The organism is Methyloglobulus sp., from assembly GCF_046714055.1.
Classification (GTDB): Bacteria; Pseudomonadota; Gammaproteobacteria; order Methylococcales; family Methylomonadaceae; genus Methyloglobulus.
In genome coordinates this window covers 1-3,935 of sequence record NZ_JBKKBJ010000039.1, presented here as the reverse complement: position 1 = coordinate 3,935, position 3,935 = coordinate 1, and the positions used below count along the sequence as shown (strand labels likewise).

Sequence of the window (3,935 nt, the reverse complement as noted above, 5' to 3'; positions counted from 1 at the left end):
GTACGGTAGAAAACGCCTGGCAGGAAGCGCAGCACCTGAAACCGGATATGTTGTTGTTTTGCGCCTTTCAATTTGATGAGGAAGCGGCCAAAGACATAGACGAACTCACACCGGAAATTGCCGGAATGCAGTTGTTGAAAGCCCAAATGAATGCGGATTTATTCACCGATGATTTGCGTAAAAAACGCAGCAGCAACGAAAGTTTTTGGCTGATCGGCCAGCCGGAAGCGCACGTCCATCACTTGGATGATGGCAAGATACAAGTCGAAGTGTTAGGTTTTGATTATTACAACCCAAAAACCGGCAATGTTGAAAGCGGCGGCAAGAAGAATATCGCCATGTGGTTGCTCGATACCGATTATAACGGGCGCAGCTTATTCCCTAAACAAGTGTTTTTCCCGATGGCTGGCAGTGGCGAAGGTTGGGACAGGCTGGCGAAAAACCTGAAAGCTGAAATTGACGAAGAAAAAATCGAAGCGTTTAGCGGTACATTGTCGTTGCCTTTTGAAAAGAGCGAAAAGATTGCGGTTAAGATTATTGATGATCGCGGCATAGAAAGTTTGCGTGTTTTTAAGCTGTAAGGCGGCGAAATGGCGCAAACCATCGACAAGCTCATTATCAACAGCCCTTACGCTGAACCTGCCCAACATTGGCATTACGAACGGGAAACACGGGATTTTTCTATTAATGAAGGCCGCCGCCCTGCGGGTTATGTTATGGCTACGCCCAACACCAAGGGTTTTGATGACCCAGGCGTGTTTGTTGAAATTGCCTTGGTCAATCAAATACGCCCACGTATAAAATCATGGCGCGAAGCGGGTTATGCTGGCGTTACAGGCATAACCAAGCGTTTATTGGAGCATTGGATAGACCCCAGCGAGCGAGAAGGACACCAGTTTTTCTTTTGTCAAATAGAAGCCATTGAAACCCTTATCTGGTTAACCGAAGCACCCGCCGCCGAAAAAATTGGCATTGGCATCATAGGCGATGGCGGCGCGTTTGAGCGTTGGGGCAACAAAATGGCAACGGGTACGGGCAAGACTATCATCATGTCCATGATTCTTGCATGGCAGTTTTTGAATAAAGTCACTTATCCCAACGATACCCGTTTCAGCAAACATGCCTTAATAATCGCGCCGAATTTAACCGTAAAAAACCGTTTGCAAGTGCTGTTGCCCACGCACGAAGAAAATTATTACGGACTGTTCAATATCGTGCCAGTCGATTTAATGGATAAATTAAGGCAAGGGAAAATCATCATTCACAATTGGCATACCTTAGCTTGGGATACCCAAGACAAGATTGATAGCAAAGTTGCCAAAGGGCAATTGCGTTCAGTGGATAAACGCCAACGCATGGAATTAAGCGGTACGGTGTACGCTAAACAAGTTTTGGGTGAGTTGGCAAATGCCCGGAACATTATTGTCATTAACGATGAAGCACACCATGCTTGGCGTGTACCTGCTGAAAGCAAAATCAAGGGCGTAAAAAAAGAAGACATCGAAGAAAGCACGATTTGGGTAGGCGGATTAGACCGAATTAATGCTACACGCGGTATTTTGCGCTGTTTTGATTTATCGGCAACCCCGTTTGCGCCTTCCGGAAAAAAAGCCAATGAAGAAGCCTTGTTTTCATGGATCGTATCCGATTTCGGTTTGAATGACGCGATTGAATCCGGTTTGGTGAAAACGCCCAGGGTCGTGGTGCGGGATGACAGTATCGTCACCAAAGAATTGAAATCGCGGCTTTATCATATCTATATGGATGATGAGGTTAGGGACGACATCAACCGCAGTGCGGAAGCAACAGAACCCTTACCTGACTTATTGCTTAATGCCTATTATTTGCTGGGTTTAGACTGGGAAAAAACAAAAGAGATATGGGAACAAGAAGGTCATCCCGTACCGCCCGTGATGATTACTGTTGCTAACCGCACGGAAACATCCGCCCGGATAAAACATGCGTTTGACCATAAACAGATTCATATTAAGGAATTAGCTAACCCAGAAAGGCTATTACAAATAGATAGCAAAGTCCTGGAAAACGCAGAGTCTGAAAGTGAACCCGAATTATTTGAAATTGAAAACGAGGGCGAAGTAGAAGAATCAACGCCAAAATTAACCAAAAAACAACAGGGAGAAAAACTACGGTTAACAGTCGATACCATCGGCAAAATGGGGCAGTTGGGCGAACAGATTCAAAATGTATTGTCGGTAGGCATGTTATCGGAAGGTTGGGATGCCAAGACTGTTACCCATATCATGGGATTACGGGCATTTTCCAGCCAGTTGTTGTGCGAGCAGGTCATCGGGCGCGGTCTACGCAGGGTATCCTATGACGTTAACGAGGAAGGATTGTTAGAACCTGAGTATGTCAATATTTTTGGCGTACCGTTTACCTTCTTACCACATGAAGGGGGCGATACCCCGCCGCCGCCGCCATCACCTAAAACGACAATTGAGCCAGTACCCGAAAAGCAAGAACACGAAATTACCTTTCCAAATGTCTTGCGGATTGATTCTGTCTACAAAACAATGCTGGTGTTGGATTGGGATAAGGTCAAAACCTTAGAACTTGATCCCTACGAATCAATTACTAAGGCGGAGTTATCAGCAATAGTCGCAGGTAAGCCTAACGATAAAGTGCAAGCGGCAATCGGTTTGGAGAAAATTTCGGAAGAAACACGAATCCAGACGATTATTTTTCAGGTGGCATCAACGATTTACAATGCCGAAAAGAAACCGGATTGGAAAGGGAATAAAGAGGTGTTCCTTGCCCAATTGGTGCGCTTGGTCGAGGCATTTATTCAATCAGAAAAAATCAAAATCAAACATGATGATGTTCATAGCGATAAAGCCAAACGTAAGATTTTAATCATACTGAATATGAACAAAATCATTCAGCATATCTGGACGGAGATAAGAGCGGAAAATACCGAAAAATTAACCGTTGTTTTCGATAAGGAACATTCAATACGTTCAACCGCCAATGTGCGAACGTGGCACACCAGCAAACCGTGTGAGTGGTTAAAAAAATCCCATATCAGCCATTGTGTTTATGACAGCACTTGGGAAGCCAGCGAAGCCTATTTTTTAGAAAAATCAGAATCCGTGCGTTCTTTTGTAAAAAATGACCATTTAGGCTTTGTCATTTTTTATAACTTTAAAGGTGTAATCAGAAAGTATTACCCGGATTTTATTATCCGTTTGAGTAATGGTGAACATCTTGTGCTTGAAGTTAAGGGAAAAGACACACAGCAAGATCGAACCAAACGCGAGTTTTTAAACGAATGGGTGAATGCTGTTAATGAATATGGCGGGTTTGGTCGATGGCATTGGGCTGTGTCTTTTGAGCCGTCTGATTTATTGAGGAATATCAGAAATTGTCAGATCGCATAGCCGTTTTTTCAGTATAAGGCTATGTTAAAATGCAATGTTAAAACCGCAATTTGAACATCGAAAAATTGCTTTATTCATTTTTGCAGCTTTCAAGTTGCACCTCATCTCATAATAATGACTTCAGACAATTTAACTGCCGCCATTTTCCGCAAAGAAGTGTTGGCGATGTCGGCTTATCACGTTGCCGATGCGGACGGGCTCATCAAGCTGGATGCCATGGAAAATCCCTACAATTGGCCGGATGATGTTGTCCAAAGCTGGTTGGAGACGCTGAAAACGTGCGAATTAAACCGTTATCCTGATCCTGAAGCAAGGCAACTAGCCCAAAAAATCAAGGAGCTATATAAAATCCCGGCTTCCTTTGAAGTGTTGCTAGGAAACGGTTCCGATGAAATTATCCAAATGTTGCTGATGGCTTTGCCAACAAATGCAAGTGTGTTGTCGGCACAGCCAAGTTTTGTCATGTACCAGCAAATCAGCTTGTCGCTAGGCTTGGACTTTATCAATATCCCTTTGCTTCCCGATACCTTTGAACTG

General features: G+C 44.0%; 2 protein-coding genes and 1 pseudogene. All 3 read left to right on the top strand.

What is annotated here, in order from left to right:
* Positions 1 to 581 (top strand): annotated as a pseudogene (locus tag ACLQ6D_RS02300) (hypothetical protein); the annotation flags it as partial.
* 9 nt (positions 582 to 590) lie between these two features.
* On the top strand, positions 591 to 3,398 hold the full coding sequence (locus ACLQ6D_RS02295) for a BPTD_3080 family restriction endonuclease (RefSeq protein ID WP_411725642.1): 2,808 nt from the start codon (positions 591 to 593) through the stop codon (positions 3,396 to 3,398).
* 114 nt (positions 3,399 to 3,512) lie between these two features.
* The coding region (locus ACLQ6D_RS02290) for an aminotransferase class I/II-fold pyridoxal phosphate-dependent enzyme (RefSeq protein ID WP_411725641.1) at positions 3,513 to 3,935 on the top strand (423 nt) is incomplete at its 3' end.